Annotated in this window: 1 protein-coding gene; it reads right to left on the reverse strand. The window is 63.1% G+C overall.

Going from position 1 to position 314, the window contains the following annotated elements; all coding sequences use genetic code 11:
* A partial coding sequence (locus tag ACLFKU_RS44500; RefSeq protein ID WP_410853486.1) for an IS66 family transposase occupies positions 1–314 on the reverse strand: 314 nt, incomplete at both ends.

Here is a 314-nt window from a genome sequence, read left to right on the forward strand (position 1 = left end):
TACCGACCCATGCGCCCAATGTCGAGCGCGGTATCGCGACGCCCGCTCGCGCAAAGATCTGCTCCTGACGATACAGGGGAAGGTGGTCAGCGTACTTGGCAACCAGCACCGAAGCCAACAGTCCCGTGGTCGGGATGCCCTTGTCGATGACGTGTGCGGGCACCGGCGCCTGGATCAGCGTTTCGCAGTTCCTGCACACCCACTTGCCACGGATATGCCGCTCTACCGTGAACACACCCGGCGTGTAATCCAGTTTCTCGCTGATGTCCTCGCCGATGCGCACACGCTCGCAGCCGCACTGGCATACGGTGCCG

Source organism: Paraburkholderia sp. EG304 (assembly GCF_046543485.1).
In the GTDB taxonomy this organism is placed as follows: Bacteria; Pseudomonadota; Gammaproteobacteria; order Burkholderiales; family Burkholderiaceae; genus Paraburkholderia; species Paraburkholderia youngii.